At 62.1% G+C, this 16,908-nt stretch carries 22 protein-coding genes; 19 read left to right on the top strand and 3 right to left on the bottom strand.

Annotated elements, in window-relative coordinates:
- Window positions 1-14: 14 nt before the first annotated feature.
- From JAB8_RS14580 to tatC, 19 genes are all read left to right on the top strand, one after another.
- Entirely contained in the window at window positions 15-362 is a 348-nt protein-coding gene (locus JAB8_RS14580; protein ID WP_070219654.1) for an STAS domain-containing protein, read from the top strand.
- Window positions 363-572: 210 nt separating this feature from the next.
- A complete protein-coding gene (locus JAB8_RS14575) occupies window positions 573-1,490 on the top strand; it encodes an ABC transporter ATP-binding protein (RefSeq protein ID WP_070290317.1) in 918 nt (305 codons plus the stop codon).
- Entirely contained in the window at window positions 1,487-2,248 is a 762-nt protein-coding gene (locus JAB8_RS14570) for an ABC transporter permease (protein WP_070290316.1), read from the top strand. The genes JAB8_RS14575 and JAB8_RS14570 overlap by 4 nt, the downstream gene beginning before the upstream one ends.
- 46 nt (window positions 2,249-2,294) lie before the next feature.
- A complete protein-coding gene (locus JAB8_RS14565) occupies window positions 2,295-2,531 on the top strand; it encodes a BolA/IbaG family iron-sulfur metabolism protein (RefSeq protein ID WP_034753824.1) in 237 nt (78 codons plus the stop codon).
- 4 nt (window positions 2,532-2,535) lie between these two features.
- Window positions 2,536-3,786, top strand: a complete 1,251-nt coding sequence (gene murA, locus JAB8_RS14560) for a UDP-N-acetylglucosamine 1-carboxyvinyltransferase (protein WP_070290314.1) — start codon at window positions 2,536-2,538, stop codon at window positions 3,784-3,786.
- Window positions 3,787-3,798: 12 nt separating this feature from the next.
- A complete protein-coding gene (gene hisG / locus JAB8_RS14555) occupies window positions 3,799-4,467 on the top strand; it encodes an ATP phosphoribosyltransferase (RefSeq protein WP_070219646.1) in 669 nt (222 codons plus the stop codon).
- Window positions 4,468-4,493: 26 nt separating this feature from the next.
- Window positions 4,494-5,819 carry a histidinol dehydrogenase gene (gene hisD / locus JAB8_RS14550; RefSeq protein WP_070219644.1) on the top strand — a complete coding sequence of 442 codons (1,326 nt, stop codon included), beginning with the start codon at window positions 4,494-4,496 and terminating at the stop codon, window positions 5,817-5,819.
- A 5-nt stretch (window positions 5,820-5,824) separates the two neighbouring features.
- The gene (locus JAB8_RS14545) at window positions 5,825-6,754 is read left to right on the top strand and encodes a site-specific DNA-methyltransferase (RefSeq protein ID WP_070290375.1); all 930 of its coding nucleotides are present in this window, start codon (window positions 5,825-5,827) and stop codon (window positions 6,752-6,754) included.
- Between the two features lie 33 nt (window positions 6,755-6,787).
- Window positions 6,788-7,882, top strand: coding sequence for a histidinol-phosphate transaminase (gene hisC, locus JAB8_RS14540; RefSeq protein ID WP_070290312.1), 1,095 nt, complete (start codon window positions 6,788-6,790; stop codon window positions 7,880-7,882).
- A 19-nt stretch (window positions 7,883-7,901) separates the two neighbouring features.
- Complete coding sequence (gene hisB, locus JAB8_RS14535; protein ID WP_070290310.1) at window positions 7,902-8,492, top strand: imidazoleglycerol-phosphate dehydratase HisB; 591 nt, start codon at window positions 7,902-7,904, stop codon at window positions 8,490-8,492.
- A gap of 38 nt (window positions 8,493-8,530) precedes the next feature.
- Complete coding sequence (gene hisH / locus JAB8_RS14530; RefSeq protein WP_071650181.1) at window positions 8,531-9,169, top strand: imidazole glycerol phosphate synthase subunit HisH; 639 nt, start codon at window positions 8,531-8,533, stop codon at window positions 9,167-9,169.
- Between the two features lie 55 nt (window positions 9,170-9,224).
- Window positions 9,225-9,998: a 1-(5-phosphoribosyl)-5-[(5-phosphoribosylamino)methylideneamino]imidazole-4-carboxamide isomerase gene (gene hisA / locus JAB8_RS14525; protein WP_070219639.1), complete on the top strand. Its 774-nt coding sequence runs from the start codon at window positions 9,225-9,227 to the stop codon at window positions 9,996-9,998.
- Window positions 9,999-10,058: 60 nt separating this feature from the next.
- Entirely contained in the window at window positions 10,059-10,820 is a 762-nt protein-coding gene (hisF, locus tag JAB8_RS14520) for an imidazole glycerol phosphate synthase subunit HisF (RefSeq protein ID WP_070290307.1), read from the top strand.
- 26 nt (window positions 10,821-10,846) lie between these two features.
- A complete protein-coding gene (gene hisI, locus JAB8_RS14515) occupies window positions 10,847-11,284 on the top strand; it encodes a phosphoribosyl-AMP cyclohydrolase (protein ID WP_070219635.1) in 438 nt (145 codons plus the stop codon).
- Window positions 11,281-11,652, top strand: coding sequence for a phosphoribosyl-ATP diphosphatase (locus JAB8_RS14510; RefSeq protein ID WP_034753849.1), 372 nt, complete (start codon window positions 11,281-11,283; stop codon window positions 11,650-11,652). Before hisI ends, JAB8_RS14510 begins: the two co-directional genes overlap by 4 nt.
- 15 nt (window positions 11,653-11,667) lie before the next feature.
- Complete coding sequence (locus JAB8_RS14505) at window positions 11,668-12,039, top strand: histidine triad nucleotide-binding protein (RefSeq protein WP_070290305.1); 372 nt, start codon at window positions 11,668-11,670, stop codon at window positions 12,037-12,039.
- Window positions 12,040-12,119: 80 nt separating this feature from the next.
- The gene (gene tatA / locus JAB8_RS14500) at window positions 12,120-12,356 is read left to right on the top strand and encodes a Sec-independent protein translocase subunit TatA (protein ID WP_046683197.1); all 237 of its coding nucleotides are present in this window, start codon (window positions 12,120-12,122) and stop codon (window positions 12,354-12,356) included.
- Window positions 12,357-12,403: 47 nt separating this feature from the next.
- Window positions 12,404-12,937, top strand: a complete 534-nt coding sequence (gene tatB / locus JAB8_RS14495; protein WP_070290303.1) for a Sec-independent protein translocase protein TatB — start codon at window positions 12,404-12,406, stop codon at window positions 12,935-12,937.
- On the top strand, window positions 12,934-13,689 hold the full coding sequence (gene tatC, locus JAB8_RS14490) for a twin-arginine translocase subunit TatC (RefSeq protein WP_070290300.1): 756 nt from the start codon (window positions 12,934-12,936) through the stop codon (window positions 13,687-13,689). Before tatB ends, tatC begins: the two co-directional genes overlap by 4 nt.
- An 84-nt stretch (window positions 13,690-13,773) precedes the next feature.
- Here the strand turns inward: tatC and JAB8_RS14485 are convergent, their stop codons facing one another.
- The 3 genes from JAB8_RS14485 to JAB8_RS14475 form a co-directional block, all read right to left on the bottom strand.
- Complete coding sequence (locus JAB8_RS14485) at window positions 13,774-14,175, bottom strand: hypothetical protein (protein WP_139143052.1); 402 nt, start codon at window positions 14,173-14,175, stop codon at window positions 13,774-13,776.
- Between the two features lie 172 nt (window positions 14,176-14,347).
- Window positions 14,348-16,198, bottom strand: a complete 1,851-nt coding sequence (locus JAB8_RS14480; RefSeq protein ID WP_070290373.1) for a DUF885 domain-containing protein — start codon at window positions 16,196-16,198, stop codon at window positions 14,348-14,350.
- Between the two features lie 169 nt (window positions 16,199-16,367).
- Window positions 16,368-16,856: a hypothetical protein gene (locus JAB8_RS14475; protein WP_070290296.1), complete on the bottom strand. Its 489-nt coding sequence runs from the start codon at window positions 16,854-16,856 to the stop codon at window positions 16,368-16,370.
- Window positions 16,857-16,908: the final 52 nt, after the last annotated feature.

Here is a 16,908-nt window from a genome sequence, read left to right as displayed (position 1 = left end):
CGCAGCCCGACGCCATGCCCGACTCTCTCGACACCTTGCAGTCCCTGACTTCCCTGACCGTGCACAATGCCACTTCGGCATTGGAGCAGGGTCTGGACGCCATCCGCTCGGGTCAGACGAAGTTCGACTTGCGCAACGTCAAGGCCGTCGATTCGGCCGCCGTGTCCGTCATGCTGACGTGGCAGCGCGCCGCGCAGGACGCGGGCGGCGTGCTGGAGCTGAAAAACCTGCCGAACAACCTGAAAAACCTCACCAAGCTGTATGGCGTCTGCTCGCTCGTTTCGAGCACCTTGACGGCCGACGACTGCGCCAGCGCCGGCGGCCACGCCGAGCGCAGCCCGTCCGACCTGCATCATCATTGATCCTGTCCCACTCCCCGCATCAGCAGTAGCTTTCAAGCCGGCAGGCCAGCAGCGCCGCCGGATTGATCTCCAAGTGTTCCACGAAGTTTCCAACTATAATTGACTGTTGCGCCACCCTCCACGGAAGGGGCGCCCTGCGCCGGCCTGCCAGCCTGGCTTTCCCCGGCAGCCGGCGCATCACACCAGACGCATTACACTTGAAACAAGCACATGACCGCAATTCAAATCACGAATGTAGAAAAGAGCTATAAATCGCTCAAGGCGCTGGGCGGCGTGTCGCTGGCCATCGAAGAAGGCGAGTTCTTTGGCCTGCTCGGTCCCAACGGCGCCGGCAAGACCACCCTCATTTCCATCATCGCCGGCCTGATACGCCCCGACGCGGGCACCGTCAAGATCCACGGCCACGACGTGGTCAAGGACTTCCGCAATGCGCGCCGCAACCTGGGCGTGGTGCCGCAGGAACTCGTGTTCGACCCGTTTTTCACCGTGCGCGAAACCCTGCGCCTGCAGTCCGGCTACTTCGGCCTGCCGAACAACGACAAGTGGATCGACGAGGTCATGGAAAACCTCGACCTGACCGGCAAGGCCGACACGAATATGCGCGCGCTGTCCGGCGGCATGAAGCGCCGCGTGCTCGTGGCCCAGGCGCTGGTGCACAAGCCGCCCGTCATCGTGCTCGATGAACCGACGGCCGGCGTCGACGTGGAACTGCGCCAGACCCTGTGGAAGTTCATCTCGCGCCTGAACCGCGAAGGCGGCCACACGGTCGTGCTGACCACCCACTACCTGGAAGAGGCGCAAGCCATGTGCCAGCGCGTCGCCATGCTGAAAAGCGGGAAGGTGGTGGCGCTCGACACCATGTCGGCGCTGATCCGCCGCATCGCCGGCTCGCAGCTGCAGGTGCACCTGAAACACGGCAGCCTGCCGGCCGACCTGCAGCACCTGGTGCTGCACCCGGAAGAACAGCAGGCACCGAACAAGTTCAGCCTGCGCGTCAACGAATACAGCGAAGTCGAGAAAATCCTCGCCCGCCTGCGCGAAGCGGGCGTCGAGATCGATGAAATGCAATTGCAACAAGCCGACCTGGAAGATATCTTCTTGCAGATCATGGATAAAGGTACCGTATGATTTCGACAGGATTTCGCACCCTCGTCTACAAAGAGACGCTGCGCTTCTGGAAAGTGGCGACGCAAACCGTGGCCGCACCCGTGCTCACGTCGATGCTGTACCTGCTGGTGTTCGGCCATGTGCTCGACGGCCGCGTGGAGCCGAGCCCCGGCGTTAGCTACACGGCCTTTCTGATTCCCGGCCTGGTGATGATGAGCGTGCTGCAAAACGCGTTTGCCAATTCCTCGTCCTCGCTGATCCAGTCTAAGATCACGGGCAACCTGGTGTTCGTGCTGCTCACGCCCCTGTCGCACTGGGAAATCTTCTCGGCGTATGTACTCGCTTCCGTCGCGCGCGGCCTGGCCGTGGGCTTTGGCGTGTTTGCCATCACCTGCTGGTTCGCCGACCTGTCGTTTGTCGCGCCGCTGTGGATCGTCATCTTCGCCTTCCTGGGCGCCGCCATGCTGGGCACCATGGGCCTGATCGCCGGCATCTGGGCCGAGAAATTCGACCAGCTGGCCGCCTTCCAGAACTTTTTGATCATGCCGGCCACCTTTTTGTCGGGCGTGTTCTACTCGATCCACTCGCTGCCGCCATTCTGGCAGACGGTATCGCACCTGAACCCCTTCTTCTACATGATCGACGGCTTCCGCTACGGCTTCTTCGGCGTGTCCGACGTCAGCCCGTGGCTCAGTCTTTCCATCGTCGCCGGCTTCCTCGTGATCCTGGCGCTGGCATCGATCCGCCTGCTGAAAAGCGGTTACAGATTGCGCCATTGATTACGGCACATCACATCACTACATTATTCAATATCAAGGACTTATCGTGACCACCACTCCAGAACTGATCCACGGCTACCTGTCGGCCGGCCTCGAATGCACGCACCTCGAAGTGGAGGGCGATGGCCAGCACTTCCAGGCCGTGATCGTCTCGCCCGCGTTTGCCGGCAAGCGCCTGATCCAGCGTCACCAGATCGTCTACGCGGCGCTGGGCGACCGCATGCGCGAAGAAATCCACGCGCTGTCGATGAAAACCCTGACACCTGAAGAATTCCAAGGATAAGCACATGGACAAGCTCCTCATCAACGGCGGCAACCGCCTGAACGGCGACATCGCCATCTCCGGCGCGAAAAACGCCGCCCTGCCCATCCTGTGCGCGGGTCTGCTGACCGCGGGCGACCTGGACCTGACCAACGTGCCGCATTTGCACGACGTGGCCACCATGCTCAAATTGCTGGGCCAGACGGGCCTGAAAGTGCAGCAGGACGGCGACCGCGTGGTTCTCAACGGCAGCGCCATCGACACCCTGGAAGCGCCGTATGAACTGGTGAAAACCATGCGCGCCTCGATCCTCGTGCTGGGCCCCATGCTGGCGCGCTTCGGCGAAGCCAAGGTCTCGCTGCCGGGCGGCTGCGCCATCGGTTCGCGTCCCGTCGACCAGCACATCAAGGGTTTAGAGGCGCTGGGCGCCGAGATCCGCATCGAAGCGGGCTACATCTACGCCAAGTGCGCCAAGCTCAAGGGCGCGCGCATCGTCACCGACATGATCACCGTCACTGGCACCGAAAACCTGCTGATGGCAGCGACCCTGGCCGAAGGCGAGACCATCCTGGAAAACGCCGCCTGCGAACCGGAAGTGACCGACCTGGCGCACCTGCTGGTGGCCATGGGCGCGAAGATCGACGGCATCGGCACCAGCCGCCTGGTGATCCAGGGCGTGGACGCCTTGCACGGCGCCTCGCACGCGGTGATCGCCGACCGTATCGAAACGGGTACCTTCCTGTGCGCCGTGGCGGCCACCGGCGGCGACATCACCCTGCGCAACGTGCGCACCGACATTCTCGACGCGGCGCTCGACAAGCTGCGCGCCATGGGCCTGACGATGACCTTCGGCGCCGACTGGATCCGTGCCGAGATGTCGGCCCGTCCGAACCCCGTCAGCTTCCGCACGACGGAATACCCGGGCTTCCCGACCGACATGCAGGCGCAGTTCATGGCCGTCAACACGATTGCCAATGGCGCCAGCCGCGTCACCGAGACGATTTTCGAGAACCGCTACATGCACGTGCAGGAAATGAACCGCCTGGGCGCCGACATCACCATCGAGGGCAATACGGCCATCATCGCCGGCGTCAAGCAGCTGCGCGGCGCGCCCGTGATGGCGACCGACCTGCGCGCCTCGGCCTCGCTGGTGATCGCGGCCCTGGCCGCCGACGGCGAAACGCTGATCGACCGCATCTATCACCTCGACCGCGGCTACGACCGCATGGAAGTCAAATTGTCGGCCGTCGGCGCGAACATCGTACGTATTAAATAACAAGGAACGAGCATGAACGGATCGAACAACGGCGACAGCTCCCAGCTGATCCTGGCGCTCTCGAAGGGCCGCATTTTTGAGGACACCATGCCGCTGCTGGAAGCGGCCGGCATCAAGGTGCTGGAAAACCCGGAGACTTCGCGCAAGCTGATTTTGGCCACCAACGATCCGAACGTGCGCGTCATCATCGTGCGCGCCAGCGACGTACCGACCTACGTGCAGTACGGCGCGGCCGATTTCGGCGTGGCGGGCAAGGACGTGCTGCTGGAACACGGCGGCGAAGGCCTGTACCAGCCGATCGACCTGAATATCGCTTCCTGCCGCATGTCGGTGGCGGTGCAGGCCGGTTTCGACTATGAAAAGGCCGTGCACCAGGGCGCGCGCTTGCGCGTGGCCACCAAATTCGTGCACACGGCGCGCGAGCATTTCGCCGCCAAGGGCGTGCACGTCGACCTGATCAAGCTGTATGGCTCGATGGAGCTGGCGCCGTTGGTCGGCCTGTCCGACGCGATCGTCGACCTGGTCAGCACGGGCAGCACTTTGCGGGCGAACAACCTCGTCGAGGTCGAGCACATCATGGAAATTTCGTCGCGCCTGGTGGTTAACCAGGCGGCATTAAAGCTCAAGCGCGAGCGCTTGCAGCCGATTATCGAGGCGTTTGAACGCGCCTCGCAAGCCTAGACACATTCAGTAGCAGAAAGCCGATTATGCCGATACAGATACGCAAGCTCGATTCAAGCCAGGAAGGTTTCCAACAATCGCTCGACACCTTGCTGGCGTTCGAGGCGGGCACCGATGCAGCGATTGAAACGTCGGTCGCAAAAATCCTGGCCGACGTGAAAACGCGCGGCGACGCCGCCGTCCTGGAATACACCAACCGTTTCGACCGCATCCCGCATGGCGGCGCGGCGGAAATGGCGGCCTTCGATATTTCGCAAGCCGAACTGCAGGCGGCCCTGAACGGCCTGCCGTCGGCCCAGCGCGAGGCGCTGCAGATCGCCGCCCAGCGCATCCGCGCCTTCCACGAACGCCAGCGCGAGGAATTGCGCGGTTTTACTTACACCGAGCCCGATGGCACGGTGCTGGGGCAAAAAATCACGCCGCTGGACCGGGTCGGCATCTACGTCCCGGGCGGCAAGGCCGCGTATCCGTCGTCCGTGCTGATGAACGCCATTCCCGCGCACGTGGCGGGCGTGGGCGAGATCATCATGGTGGTGCCGACGCCCGATGGCGTGAAAAACCAGATGGTGCTGGCCGCCGCCGCGATCGCGGGCGTGACGCGCGTGATCACCATCGGCGGTGCGCAAGCCGTCGGCGCGCTGGCCTACGGCACGCAGACGATTGCCGCCGTCGACAAAATCGTCGGCCCCGGCAACGCCTATGTGGCGGCCGCCAAGCGCCGCGTGTTCGGCATCGTCGGCATCGACATGATCGCGGGGCCTTCCGAAATCCTCGTGCTGTGCGACGGCACGACGGACCCGGACTGGGTCGCGATGGATCTGTTTTCGCAGGCCGAGCACGACGAACTGGCGCAGGCGATCCTGCTGTGCCCCGACGCGGCCTACATCGCGAAAGTGGAAGAGAGCATCGCCAGGCTGCTGCCGACGATGCCGCGCCAGGCCACCATCAGCACTTCGCTGGCCGACCGCGGCGCGCTGATCAAGGTGCGCAGCATGCAAGAGGCGTGCGAGATCGCCAATGCCATCGCCGCCGAGCACCTGGAAATCTCGGCGGACAACCCGCAGCAGTGGGCCGAGCAGATCCGTCACGCGGGCGCCATGTTCCTGGGCCGCTTTTCGTCCGAATCGCTGGGCGACTATTGCTGCGGTCCCAATCACGTGCTGCCGACGTCGCGCACGGCGCGCTTTTCGTCGCCGCTGGGCGTGTACGACTTCCAGAAGCGTTCGTCCATCATTCACGTCAGCGAGGCGGGCGCGCAAACCCTGGGCCGTGTCGCCGCCACCCTGGCGTATGGCGAAGGCTTGCAGGCGCACGCGCGCAGCGCCGAACTGCGTCTGAAGCCGCAGCCATGACGAATATGGCGGAGCGGCCGGACTGGGTCAACCGGGTCTATTGCGAAGATGCGCTGGCGGGGCTGGCGCGCATTCCCGATGGCTCGGTGGACCTGATCCTGACGGATCCGCCGTACAACCTGGGCAAGGATTACGGCAATGCCTCGGACCAGCAGTCGGTGGCCGACTACCTGCGCTGGACGGAACAGTGGATCGATTCGGCGCTGCCCAAGCTCAAAGCCAACGGCAGCCTGTATATCTTCCTCACCTGGCGCTATTCGCCGGAGATCTTCGTCATGCTGAAACAGCGCATGGCGATGATGAATGAAATCATCTGGGATCGCCGCGTGCCGTCCATGGGCGGCAGCGTGCGCAGCTTTTCATCGGTGCACGACACCATCGGCTTCTTCGTCAAGCGCAAGGATTACTACTTCGACCTTGACGCGGTGCGCATCGCCTACGACGCGGCCACCAAGAAGGCCCGTTCGCGCTCGATCTTCATCGGCGCCAAATGGCTGGAAGTGGGCTACAACCCGAAAGACTTGTGGAGCGTGTCGCGCCTGCACAAGGAACACCCGGAACGGGCCGACCACCCGACGCAAAAGCCGCTCGAAATCATCGAGCGCATGGTCAAGGCGTCGTGCCCGCCCGGCGGCGTGGTGCTCGACCTGTTCATGGGCAGCGGCACCACGGCCCTGGCGGCCAAGCGCTGCGGGCGCGATTTCGTCGGTTTTGAACTCAATCCCGACTACTGCGCCATCATCGAACAGCGATTGGCGGCCCTCGCGCAGGAGCTGGCCGAACCGGCCACATCGCCCGCGGCCAAGCCCGCCAAGGCGGCGAAAAAGCCGGCGGCGGTCAGAAAAACGGCTGCCGTGAAAAAGCCGCCCGCCGTGAAAAAAGCGCCGGCCCGCAAGGCGCGCAGCGCTAGCGTGCCGGAAGACGTCGTCATTTAGTCTCCATTTCATTTCATCAGGAGTGTTTGCAGCATGTCTTTCCTCGATCAGTTAATCAGCAACACCGTGCGCGCCGATGTGCGGGCCGTCAAGAGCTACCAGGTAGCCGATGCCAGCGGTTACATCAAGCTCGATGCGATGGAAAACCCGTATCCGCTGCCGCAGCATCTGCGCGAGGAACTGGGCGCGCGCCTGGCCGGCGTGGCGCTGAACCGCTATCCGCCGTCGTACGCCAGCCTGCAGGCGGCCATCTGCGCCAAACTGGGCGTGCCCGCCGGTTACGACGTCATGCTGGGCAACGGCTCCGATGAACTGATTTCCATCCTGGCCATGGCCTGCGCCCGCCAAGCGCCGGGCCAGCGCGCCGTGCTGCTGGCGCCCGTGCCGGCCTTCGTCATGTATGCGCGCTCGGCGCAGTTTGCCGGCATGGATTTTGTCGGCGTGCCGTTGAACCCGGACTTCAGCCTGGACATGCCGGCCATGCTGGCGGCCATCGAAGCGCACCGCCCGGCGCTGGTCTTCCTCGCGTATCCTAACAACCCGACGGGCAACCTGTTCGCCACTGCCGATATCGAAGGCCTCCTCGCCGCCCTGGGCGACACGGGCATCGCCGTCGTCGACGAAGCCTACGAGCCGTTCGCGCAGCGCAGCTTCATGGGCCGCCTGCCCGAATATGAAAACCTGGTGGTGATGCGCACCGTGTCGAAACTGGGCCTGGCCGGCATCCGCCTCGGCTACATGTCGGCCGCGCCGGCCTTGCTGGCGCAGTTCGAGAAAGTGCGTCCGCCGTACAATGTGAATGTGCTGACGCAGGCGGCGGCCGAATTCGCGCTCGAGCACCTCGACGTGCTCAACGCGCAGGCGGCTCTGCTCAACAGCGCGCGCGACGACCTGGCACGGCGCTTAGCGGAGCTGCCCGGCGTGACGGTATTTCCCTCGAAGGCAAATTTTCTTCTGATTCGTGTGGCAGATTCCGACGATGTTTGCGCAAAACTGCTTGCCCGCAGGGTTTTAATTAAAAATATGAGTAAAATGCATGCTGCGCTGGCCAATTGCCTGCGCATCAGCGTCAGCACCCCGGAAGAAAATTCCCTTTTTTACGATGCCTTCAAGGCATCCCTCGTTTAGCCTATCGCCAGAGCCTCCCATGAACCGCACCGCAGAAATCACGCGCAACACCAATGAGACGCAAGTTCGCGTCGCCCTCAACCTGGACGGCACGGGCCACCAAAAGCTCAATACCGGCGTGCCCTTCCTCGACCATATGCTGGACCAGATCGCCCGCCATGGCTTGATCGACCTCGATATCGAAGCGACGGGCGACGTGCATATCGACAACCACCATACGGTGGAAGACGTGGGCATCACCCTGGGCATGGCCGTGGCCAAGGCCATCGGCGACAAGAAGGGCATCCGCCGCTATGGCCACGCCTACGTGCCGCTGGACGAGGCGCTGTCGCGCGTGGTGCTCGATTTCTCGGGCCGCCCTGGCATCGAATACCACATCCCGTTTACGCGCGCCATGATCGCCGGCTTCGACGTCGACCTGACCCTGGAATTTTTCCGCGGCTTCGTCAACCACGCGGGCGTGACCTTGCATATCGACAACCTGCTTGGCACGAATGCCCACCATCAGTGCGAAACCGTGTTCAAGGCCTTTGGCCGCGCGCTGCGCATGGCTGCCGAGCTCGACGAGCGCGCGGCCGGCATCATTCCATCGACCAAGGGCAGCCTGTGAGCGCCGCTCTCGCTATATTGTAGATTCCGGGATCAAACATGAATAAAATTGTGGTGGTGGATTACGGCATGGGCAATTTGCGCTCGGTGGCGCAAGCGTTGCGTGCCGTGGCGCCGGACGCCGACGTGCGCATTTCCGGTGTCGCTGCCGACATCGACAGCGCCGACCGCATCGTCCTGCCGGGCCAGGGCGCCATGCCCGACTGCATGCGCAGCCTGCGCGAATCGGGCGTATTGGAGGCGCTGCTGCGCGCCGCCGACAGCAAGCCCGTGCTGGGCGTGTGCATCGGCGAGCAAATGCTGTTCGACGGCAGCGAAGAGGGCGACGCGGCCGGTTTGGGCTTGCTGCCAGGCAAAGTCGTGCGTTTCCAGCTCGACGGCCAGGTGCAGGAAGACGGCTCGCGCTTCAAGGTGCCGCAAATGGGCTGGAACCAAGTGCGGCAAACGGCGTCCCATGTCATGTGGGATGGCATCGCCGACAACGCGTATTTTTACTTTGTGCACAGCTATTTTGCTCAACCTCAAGAGGCAGCGCACACGGTGGGCGAGACTGTCTATGGCGCGCCGTTCGCCTGCGCCGTCGCCCGTGATAATATTTTCGCGACACAGTTCCACCCTGAAAAAAGTGCTGCCGCTGGCTTGCAGCTGTACAAGAACTTCGTTCACTGGCAACCTTAACGTTGGCTCTCCGGCTTTTTTTCCGCCTCTCACTCACTTTTAAATCACACTGACCATGCTGCTTATTCCCGCCATCGACCTGAAAGACGGTCACTGCGTACGCCTGAAACAAGGCGATATGGAACTTGCCACCGTATTTTCCGAAGACCCGGCCGAGATGGCCCGCCATTGGCTGATGCAAGGCGCGCGCCGGCTGCACCTGGTCGACCTGAACGGCGCTTTTGCCGGCAAGCCGAAGAACGAAGGCGCCGTGAAAGCCATCCTGAAGGCCGTGCAAGATTTCGCCGTGGAAAACGACATCGAGGAAATCCCCGTGCAGCTGGGCGGCGGCATCCGCGACCTCGACACCATCGAGCGCTACCTCGACGCCGGCATCACCTACATCATCATCGGCACGGCGGCCGTGAAAAGCCCCGGCTTCCTGCACGACGCCTGCGGCGCCTTCCCGGGCCACATCATCGTCGGCCTCGATGCCAAGGATGGCAAAGTGGCAACCGATGGCTGGAGCAAGATGTCGGGCCACGAAGTGATCGACCTGGCGAAAAAATTCGAAGCCTACGGCGTCGAGTCGATCATCTACACGGACATCGGCCGCGACGGCATGATGGGCGGCATCAATATCGAAGCCACCGTCAAGCTGGCGCAAGCCGTCAAGATCCCCGTCATCGCCTCGGGCGGCCTGCACAATATCGGCGACGTGGAAGCGCTGTGCGCGGTTCAGGCCGAAGGCATCGAAGGCGTGATCTGCGGCCGTTCCATCTATGAAGGCACGATCGACCTGGCGCAAGCGCAGGAACGCGCCGACGAACTGACCGACGCCGCCGTTTAAGCCTGCCCGGCCGGGACGCGCCTGCGCGCGTTCTGGCCTGGCGACAATCTGGAACCCATCATGCTTGCAAAACGTATCATCCCCTGCCTCGACGTGACCAATGGCCGCGTCGTCAAAGGCGTCAACTTCACGGAATTGCGCGACGCGGGCGATCCCGTGGAAATCGCCCGCCGCTATGACGAGCAGGGCGCCGACGAAATCACTTTCCTCGACATTACCGCTTCGAGCGACAACCGCGGCCTGATCTTCGACATCATCGAAGCGGTGGCGTCGCAAGTGTTCATTCCGCTGACCGTGGGCGGCGGCGTGCGCGTGGTGGAAGACGTGCGCCGGCTGCTCAACGCGGGCGCCGACAAGGTCAGCATCAACACCTCGGCCGTGACGAACCCCCAGCTCGTGTTTGAGGCATCGCAAAAGCACGGTTCGCAATGCATCGTCGTCGCCATCGACGCCAAGCAGGTGTCGCCCGGCAAGTGGGAAGTGTTTACCCATGGCGGACGCACGGCCACGGGCCTGGACGCGTTCGAATGGGCGCGTAAAATGGAAAGCCTGGGCGCCGGTGAAATCTTGCTCACCAGCATGGACCGCGACGGCACCAAGGTGGGCTTCGACCTGGGCCTGACGCGCGGCGTATCCGACGCCGTCAGCATCCCCGTGATCGCCTCGGGCGGCGTGGGTGGCTTGCAAGACCTGGTCGATGGCATCAAGGTGGGCCGCGCGGACGCCGTGCTGGCCGCCAGCATCTTCCACTATGGCCAGCACACGGTGCAGGAAGCCAAGCAGTTCATGGCGCAGCAGGGCATTCCCATGCGCCTGGCGTAAAGTACATACAAGCAGGATAGAAGAACATGCAAAACGGAACCATCGTAGCAAGCAATGCCAAGTGGCTGAAAAAGGTCAAATGGGACGAGCACGGCCTGGTGCCCGTGATCGCGCAGGAAGCGGGCAGCAATGACGTGCTGATGTTCGCCTGGATGAACCGCGACGCGCTGGCGCGCACGGTGGAGCTGGGCGAAGCCGTATACTGGAGCCGTTCGCGCAAGAAACTGTGGCACAAGGGCGAAGAATCGGGCCACACGCAAAAGGTGCTGGAAATCCGCCTCGATTGCGACGAAGACGTGGTCTTGCTGAAAATCGAGCAAGCGGGCGGCATCGCCTGCCATACGGGCCGCCATTCGTGCTTCTTCCAGAAGTTCGAAGGCGACGAGAAAACGGGCGAATGGCAGATCACCGACCCCGTCCTGAAAGACCCTGAGACGATTTATGCGGAAAGCAAGAGCAAATGAGTGAAACGTTAAAACGCCTGGCCGCCGTGATCGAATCGCGCAAGCTGGCCAACGGCGGCGACCCCGCCACTTCCTATGTCGCGCGTCTGTTTGCCAAGGGCGATGATGCCATCTTGAAAAAAATCGGCGAGGAAGCGACGGAAACGGTGATGGCCGCCAAGGATGCGCGCCGCGACAACGACCCGTCGAAGGTCTTGTACGAATGCGCCGACCTGTGGTTTCACTCGCTGGTGATGCTGGCGCAGTTCGACCTGACGCCGCAGCAGGTGCTCGACGAGCTGGCGCGCCGCGAAGGCCTGTCCGGCCTCGAGGAAAAGGCGGCGCGCAAGGACGAGCTGCGCGACGCCGGCGAAACAGACAAACACTGACCTACTGGAGCGTGCGTGGATAACTGTATTTTCTGCAAGATTGCTGCAAAACAAATTCCTTCGACCATCGTGTATGAGGATGACGACTTGCTGGCCTTCAAGGACATCAACCCGGCCGCCCCCGTGCATCTGCTGTTGATCCCGAAGCGCCACGTGGCGACCCTGTCCGATTGCGACGACAGCCATACGGAAACGCTGGGCAAGCTGCTGCGCCTGGCGCCGAAACTCGCCGCCGAATTTGGCTGCGCCGTCAGCTATGACGCCGATGGCACGCCTGCCGGCGGCTTCAAGACCATGATCAACAGCGGCCCGAACGGTGGGCAAGAGGTGTATCACCTGCACATGCATGTGTACGGCGGTCCCCGTCCCTGGCGCGGCCAGCACTGATTTCGCCGTGCGCCGGGTTCGCGTGTATACTACCGGCATTGGTTGACGCTATTCGGGCACCGTCCCGCAAGGAGAATGTGATGGGTTCATTGAGTATTTGGCACTGGGTGATCGTTCTGGTTATCGTGATGCTGGTCTTCGGCACCAAGAAACTGGGCAATATCGGCGGTGATATCGGCAAGGCCGTCAAAGGCTTCAAGGATGGCGTCAAGGGCGACGATGACGCGCCGGCAGCCAATACCCCTCCTGCTGCGCCATCGCAAGTGGCCGACAAAAGCACCATCGACGTGGAAACGAAAGAGAAAAGCAAGTCCTGATAGCGTGGCGGGGCGCTTGCCTCGTCCGGTAACAGCCTTGTCCGCTTATGATCGATCTCGGTCTCTCTAAAATCGCCATCATCGGCGTGGTTGCGTTGATAGTCATCGGCCCTGAAAAGTTGCCGAGAGTGGCGCGCATGGCCGGCACCCTGTATGGCCGCGCGCAACGCTACCTGAACCAGGTGAAATCCGAAGTCTCGCGCGAAATTGAAATGGAAGAGCTGAAAAACCTGCAGAAGGAAGTGCAGGAGGCGGCCCATTCCGTCAAGCAAAGTGTGGAGAAATCCATGCATGGCGTGGAAAATTCGATTTCCGGCAACCTGGCCGAGGTGGAAAACGCCTGGCGCGGCGATTCCAGTTCGTATGAGGGGCATCACGACGCCCATGAAGCCATGCTGCGCGCCACCAACGATGACCTGGCCCGCAAGGCGCGCGAATTCCGCCGCAAGAAACTGGTGCGCAATTCCGCCATCCCCGGCTGGTACAAGCAGCGCCATGGCGGCAAGCTGCACGTGCAGTCGGCGGCCGCCCGCGTGGCGCGTTTCCGTCCGCGTGCCAGTTCCTCCTCCTTTTACTCATGAGTAGCAAATCTCCGGTGGAAGAAACCTTTATCTCGCATCTGGTCGAGCTGCGCAACCGCCTGGTCAAGGCGTTGATCGGCATCGCCGTCGTCTGCGCCGTGCTGTTTTACTGGCCCGGCCCTTCGCATATCTACGATTTCATTGCCGCGCCGATGATCGCCTCGCTGCCTGCCGGCTCGAAAATGATCGCCACCGGCGTCATCTCGCCCTTCCTCGTGCCGATGAAAGTGACGCTGGTGATCGCCTTTATCGTCGCCTTGCCCTGGGTGCTGTACCAGATGTGGGCGTTTATCGCCCCCGGCCTGTACACGCATGAAAAGCGTTTGATCGCGCCGCTGGTCATCTCCTCGTCGCTGCTGTTCATGGCTGGCGTGGCCTTCTGCTATTTCTTTGTGTTTGGCCGCGTGTTTCACTTCATCAGCGACTTTTCGCCGTCGTCGATCGCGGTGACGCCGGATATCGAAAACTACCTCGATTTCGTCATGTCGATGTGCCTGGCCTTTGGCGCCACGTTCGAAGTGCCCGTGGTGGTGGTGATCCTCGTGCGCATGGGGCTGGTTTCCATCGCGAAACTCAAGGAAGTGCGCCCCTACATCATCGTCGGCGCCTTCGTCATTGCCGCCATCGTCACGCCGCCGGACGTGGTCAGCCAGTTCTCGCTGGCCATCCCGATGTGCCTGCTGTTCGAGCTGGGCCTGCTGGTGGCGCCCATCTTCGTCAAGGCCACCCAGGCGCCGGAAGAGGCGTCCTAGACGCTTTACTATACTCGCAAGTAAAAGCCGCTGACCTCCCCCGGGAGCAGCGGCTTTTTTGTTGCCAGGAAAGTGAGTGCGCGCTTACTGCAGCATCAGTTTGCTGAGGATGCCCAGGTTGAGCAGGATCAAGGTGCTCATCATCCAGTAGACGTGTTTCATGTCGGCGCCATGGCGCAAGTCCAGGCGTTCCAGGCGGGCGTCGAATTTTTGCTCCAGGGCGTCTATTTTGGTGTCGAGCCTGAGCTCCAGCGTATCGATCTTCACCTCCAGGGCGCCTACCTTGGTATCGACGTTCTGCGACACCAGCTTGATTTCCCCCAGCAGATTGCGCTCCAGCGCCGCCAGTTCGCCATGCACGACGACGGCCGAACCCAGTACCTCGCCCAAGGCCGTGGCATGGGCTTCCGCCTGCTGTGTGGGCACGCCCGCCGAGGCGAGGCGTTTGGCGTAATCGAGGGTGTCGAACTGGATGGGCATATGCATGGACGCTCCCGACTCTCACCCTAGCAGAAAAATCGGCAATTGCCAGTGAGGAGTGCGGTGGCGCCTGCCTTCCCGTCAGCTTAATGGACAGGGACGCTGGCGGTTTGCGATGGCGCAAACGCATGCAAAAAGGGCGCCGCAGCGCCCTTTGCAAGCTGACGGCGAGCGCCGCTTAATTCATCAATTCCTTGATGACTTTGACAGGGGCACTGCCGTAGCTGAGGAATTGCTCGTGGAAATCCTTCAGCACGAACTTGTTGCCCAGCGCTTGCTTGCGCTGTTCGCGCAAGTCCATGATTTCGCTGTAGCCGCTGAAATAGCTGGTCAGTTGCACCGAGCTCAACTGCACGCGGCGCCATTTTTCCGTCGCTTCACGCTTGGTCTGGAACGCCTGGCGCGTCAGCAGGTCGAGCGCTTGCGCTTCCGTCATGCCCAGCACGTGCACGCTGTAGTCGAGGATGGTGTTGGTGACGCTGCGCAAGTTCCACTTCGAATACATCAGCCACATTTCCGGCGCGTTGTTGCCATAGCCCGATTCGAGCATCATGCGCTCGCCATACACGGCCCAGCCTTCGATCATGGCGCCATTGCCGAAGATCGATTTGACCAGCGACGGCGACTTGTTCGCGTACACGAGCTGCGTGTAGTGGCCGGGGATGGCTTCGTGGATGTTCAGGATCTGCAAGATCCAGTGGTTGTACTCGCGCAAGCTGCTTTCCGCCTGTTCCGGCGTTTCGCCGTCGAGCGGCGTCACGTTGTAATAGGTGCGGTCCTGCGGGCGGTAGGGGCCGGGCGCCTCGATGCTGGCGCCGGCCACGCCGCGCTGGTAGGCGGGTGTTTCACGCACGACGAGGGGCTTTTTCGGGTCCATCGTCAGCAGGTTGTGGCTGGTCACCCATTCCTGCAATTCCGGGATCTGGCGGCGGATTTCCGGCACGAAATCGGCGGGGGCCACATGCTTGCTGGACAGCTTGTCGATCACCATGCCGATCTTCGCCGTGCGGTCCGCCGGCTTGGCCGTGCTGCCCATGGTTTTCACCCACAGCTCGTCGGACAGGCTATCCATGTGCTCGAGCAGCTTTTCGCGCGCGGCCAGAGCTTTCTGGTACATCTGCTCGGCGCTCACGCTGGCCTGGATATCGTAGGCGAATTTCTGTTCATATAAATCTTTGCCGATGCGGAAGGAGCGCGCATTGCCGTTCTGCGCCAGCGCGGCATCCTGTTCCGTCAGCCAGGCCGCATAGCCTTGCACGGCCGTGCGGGCCGCGGCGATGCGCGCGTTGTACAGCTGTTTTTCCGCCGGCGTCAGGATGGAACCCTGTGCCGTCTTGTTCAGGTCGTCAAGCACGCTGAGCACGCCGGCGCTCTGGGCGATGGCCAGCTGCGTGTGTTCGCGCGTGGGATTGACGATGCTGGCGCGGGCGGCCGCATAGTATTGCGGCACGCTGGCGATACGCTTGAGCAAGGTGCGCAGGCGCTGCGGCTGGGCCGCGTATTCCGTGTTCAGGATGAAATCGATGGAGCCGGCCACGTTGTACTGGGCGGGATTCCATTCGAATTCGCGGAAGGTGGTCAGATACCAGCGGTCCGACTGCAATTTATTCGTCAGCAAGGCCAGGTCGGTGCGTTGCTTGTCCGACATCTTGCCGGCATTCAGCTTGCCGAATTTGCCCAGCCATTCTTCGATGAAGGCCAGCTGCTTCTGGCGGCTGGCCGCGTCGGGAATGCTCAGGTTGGCGGCGCCATCGTACTTGCCGACCGAAATCGCGCTTTCCGGGTCCAGGCGCCACAGGGCCGTGAGGAACTGGCCGCTGAGGTTATTCATGGAGCGGTCGCTGCTGTTCTCGCTGGCGACGGCGGCGACCGTGGCTGCCGTGACGACGGCTGCCTTCTTGCCGACGGTTTTTTTCTTGCTGCTGCTGGTGCCGGCCTTGCCTTGCTTCTGCGGTTTCTTGGCGGCGCTGGCTGGTGTCAGGGTAAAAGCCATCATCAATGCGGCGAGCACAACTTTATTTTTGATCAGCATAGTTTATCTCTTGAATATTTTGCTGTCTGTCAGTATCAGAAAATAATAAACTGATAATATAAGTAACAAACAACTATTGAAAGGTTGGCCTTGCTTGCCTGGGCGGCCCAAAGATTAGCATTAATTGCCGCCGCTGCGCAGTTTTTTGCGCCGGGAGCGCGCGGCGCTAGACGACGATGGCGCTGCCGCGCAGCAGGTCCTGGTGGCGCGCATTGATGGCCGCCACGGCATCCTTGCCGCGCGCCATGCCGGTGGCGTGGATTTCCGTTTCCTGCGTGTAGCGCTGGCGGACTCTTACCGTATAGGACTGGAACAGCCAGCTCCAGAAGTTGGTTTCATAGACGGCTTCATCCATGTCGCGCCATTTGACGCCCGTCAGTTTCTTTTTCCACGGCAAGATGCCGGACGCCAGCCACACGCCCGCCTCGTCGTAGTACAGCTGATAGCTGCGGATGGTCAGCAGGCGGTAGCCGACGATCAGCGCCGAGCCGATCAGCACGACGAAGGCGGCGCGCGCGTTGTACTTGAAGGCCAGCGGCAGGGCGGCAAAGAACAGCAGCACGGCGATGATGAAAGTGCTGACATAAGCGGTCCAGGATTTGCCGCACAAAAAGGTGGCGCGCTGGCCGGCGCTGGTGGCGATATAGTCGGTCATGGCGTGGCATCAAAACAGGGAAAAACGATCATCGCATGGAACGCGGCTTCCC

Origin of the sequence: Janthinobacterium sp. HH106 (assembly GCF_001758725.1) — a bacterium.
Taxonomy (GTDB): Bacteria; Pseudomonadota; Gammaproteobacteria; order Burkholderiales; family Burkholderiaceae_D; genus Janthinobacterium.
This window is presented reverse-complemented; position numbering and strand designations above follow the sequence as displayed.